This window comes from Acidiphilium sp. PM (assembly GCF_000219295.1).
GTDB classification, from domain to species: Bacteria; Pseudomonadota; Alphaproteobacteria; order Acetobacterales; family Acetobacteraceae; genus Acidiphilium; species Acidiphilium multivorum.
Genome location: NZ_AFPR01000468.1, coordinates 1 through 3,078, shown reverse-complemented (window position 1 = coordinate 3,078; position 3,078 = coordinate 1). Strand labels below are relative to the sequence as shown.

General features: G+C 72.4%; 4 protein-coding genes. All 4 read left to right on the top strand.

All coding sequences use genetic code 11. The features are described 5' to 3' along the window. Nucleotides 1-691: alpha/beta hydrolase (locus APM_RS14445; protein WP_007424115.1), on the top strand; the 691-nt coding region annotated here is incomplete at its 5' end. Between the two features lie 90 nt (nucleotides 692-781). After that, nucleotides 782-1,546 carry a pyrroloquinoline-quinone synthase PqqC gene (gene pqqC / locus APM_RS14440; protein ID WP_231295331.1) on the top strand — a complete coding sequence of 255 codons (765 nt, stop codon included), beginning with the start codon at nucleotides 782-784 and terminating at the stop codon, nucleotides 1,544-1,546. A 66-nt stretch (nucleotides 1,547-1,612) separates the two neighbouring features. Further along, a complete protein-coding gene (locus tag APM_RS14435) occupies nucleotides 1,613-2,242 on the top strand; it encodes an NUDIX domain-containing protein (RefSeq protein ID WP_007424112.1) in 630 nt (209 codons plus the stop codon). Then, nucleotides 2,239-3,078 (top strand): PhzF family phenazine biosynthesis protein, encoded by an 840-nt coding sequence (locus tag APM_RS14430; protein ID WP_007424113.1) that lies wholly within the window; start codon nucleotides 2,239-2,241, stop codon nucleotides 3,076-3,078. Before APM_RS14435 ends, APM_RS14430 begins: the two co-directional genes overlap by 4 nt.

Sequence of the window (3,078 nt, the reverse complement as noted above, 5' to 3'; positions counted from 1 at the left end):
CGACATCCCCTACGGCCCGCATGAGCGCGAACGCTTCGACCTCTTCGCCGCCCCCGGTGCCGCGGCGACCCTGCTCTACCTGCACGCCGGCTACTGGCAGGGGCGCGACAAGGCGCAGTTCCGCTTCCTCGCGCCGCCCTTCGTCGATGCCGGCTTCAACGTCGCGCTGGCGAACTACCCGCTCTGCCCCGATGCCAGCCTCGCCGCGCTGACCGACTCGGTGCGCCGCGCCGTCCCCGCCGTCCTGCGCGCCGCCGGCACCGGCGGCCTCGTCGCCATCGGCCATTCCGCCGGCGCCCATCTCGCCGCCGAACTCGCGCTGACCGACTGGGACGGGCCGAGCCCGATCACCGCCGTCGTCGGCCTCAGCGGCGTCTACGATCTCGATCCGCTGCGCGCCACACCGCTGAACGACCGCCTCGGGCTCGACGCCGCCGCCGCCCGCGCCGCCTCGCCGGTGCATCGCGTGAAGCCGCGCATGCCGCCGGCGATCTTCGCCGTCGGCGGCGACGAAACCCCCGCCTTCCGGGCGCAGACCGGCGCGATGCACGCGGCCTGGCGCGCCACCGGCAACATCGCCCGCGAGATCATCGTTCCCGGTGCCGATCATTTCTCTCTCCTGCGCCACCTGGCCGATCCCGCGTCGCCGCTCTTCGCCGCCATCGCCCCGCTCGCCGCCCCGCGCCGCTGATCCGCCCCGCCGCGCAATGATCGAGATCAATGCGCCGCCCGCCGTCCCCTGTCGTCTTTCCGGCCTCATGCTTTCGGGGAATGTCCAATGATGAGAGCCGATCTCCTGGCCGAGGCGCCACCAGCCGATGACGGCCGCGCGCCCTGGTCTCACGCCGAGTTCGAGGCGAAGCTGCGCGAGGCCGGCAGCGCCTACCACATCCACCATCCGTTCAACGTGATGCTCAACACCGGCAAGGCGACGCCGGAGCAGATCCGCATGTGGGTCGCCAACCGCTTCTATTACCAGATCGCGATCCCGGTGAAGGACGCGGCGATCCTCTCCAACTGCCCCGACCGCGAGATCCGCCGCGGCTGGATCCGCCGCCTCCTCGACCATGACGGGTTCGACTACGAACTGCCCGACGGCTCGCGCCTGCGCGACGAGGGCGGCATCGAGGCCTGGCTCCGCCTCGGCATCGCCACCGGCCTCGCGCGCGAGGAGATGCTCGACCTGCGCCACCTCTTGCCCGGCGTGCGCTTCGCGGTCGACGCCTATGTCAATTTCGCCCGCCGCGCGCCCTGGCAGGAGGCCGTCTGCTCCTCGCTGACCGAGCTTTTCGCGCCGGACATCCATCGCCAGCGCCTCGCCACCTGGCCCGGACACTACCCCTGGATCGAGAGCGAGGGGCTCGACTATTTCCGCAACCGCACCAGCCAGGCCCCGCGCGACGTCGTCCACGGCCTGCGGATCACGCTCGCCCATTTCGCGACCCGGCCGATGCAGGAGCGCGCCCTGCAGATCCTCAAGTTCAAGCTGGACATTCTGTGGACGATGAACGACGAGATGGGACGACATTACGGCGTCGCCGCCTGACCGCCCGGGTCCACCGCCCGGCGCCGGCCGCGCCGCCCGCCCGCAAGCCAGCCGGAGACCGTGCAGATGCCGAGCGACAGGCCCCACAACCTCGCGGACAGGGTCCGCCTGCGCGCCGAGGCGCTGCTCGCCGCCGGCTGGGGCCGGCTGACCAAGGTCACGTTCGACTGGCGCCGTTCCGACGGCCGCTGGCAGACCCTCACCCGCGAGGTCTACGACGTCGGCAACGGCGCGGCGATCCTGCTCTACGATCCCGCCCGCCGCACCGTCATCCTGGTCCGGCAGTTCCGCTATCCCGCCTTCGCCGAGAGCGGCGACGGCCTCGTGCTCGAAGCCATCGCCGGCAAGCTCGACGCCGCCCACCCCGAGGCCCGCATCATCGCCGAGACCGAGGAGGAAACCGGCTACCGCATCGCCGGCATCCGCCCCGTCTTCAGCGCCTACATGAGCCCCGGCGCGCTCACCGAGAAACTCTTCTTCTTCGTCGCCCGCTACACCCCGGCCGACCGCGTCGCCCCCGGCGGCGGCTGCCCCGAGGAGGGCGAGGACATCGAGACCGTCGAACTCGACATCGACGACGCGCTGCGCCGCATCGAAACCGGCGAGATCCACGACGCCAAGGCGATCATGCTGCTGCACTACGCCGCCCTGCACCTCTTCCCGCCCGCCGCCCCGCGCCAGGAGCCCTCGCCATGACCCGCCCGTTCCGCCTTGTCGACGTGTTCGGCACCGCCCCCTTCACCGGCAACCCGCTCGCCGTGATCGCCGATGCCGACGGCCTGTCCACCGCCGAGATGCAGGCGATCACACGCTGGCTCAACCTGTCGGAAACCACCTTCCTGCTCCCGCCCGCCGACCCCGCCGCCGATTACCGCGTCCGCATCTTTTCCCTCTCGCGCGAACTCCCCTTCGCCGGCCACCCGACGCTCGGCACCGCCCATGCCTGGGTGGAGGCCGGCGGCGTCCCGAAGCGGAACGGCGTCATCGTGCAGGAATGCGGCGCCGGCCTCGTCACCATCCGCCGCGATGCCGACCGTCTCGCCTTCGCCGCGCCGCCGCTGCTGCGCGGCGGCCCGCCCGACGAGGCGGACATCGCCGAGGTCGCCGCCGTGCTGCGCATCGACCGCGCCGCCATCGTCGATGCCGCCTGGGTGGACAACGGCCCCGGCTGGATCTGCGCGATGCTCGCCTCCGCCGCCGAGGTGCTGGCGATCGAGCCGGCGCGCCACCATGGCCGGCCCATCGATATCGGCGTGGTCGGCCCGCACGAACCCGGCGGTGCCGCCGCGTTCGAGATCCGCGCCCTCTTCACCAACCCGGAAGGCGTGCTGGTCGAGGACCCGGTCACCGGCAGCCTCAACGCCTCGGTCGGCCAGTGGCTGTTCGCCAGCGGCCGTGCGAATGGCGCCTATGTCGCGGCGCAGGGCACCCGGCTCGGCCGCGCCGGCCGCGTCCATGTCGAGCAGGACGCGGCGGGCCAGGTCTGGGTCGGCGGCGCCGTCCGCACCCTGTTCGCCGGCCACGCGCTCTGA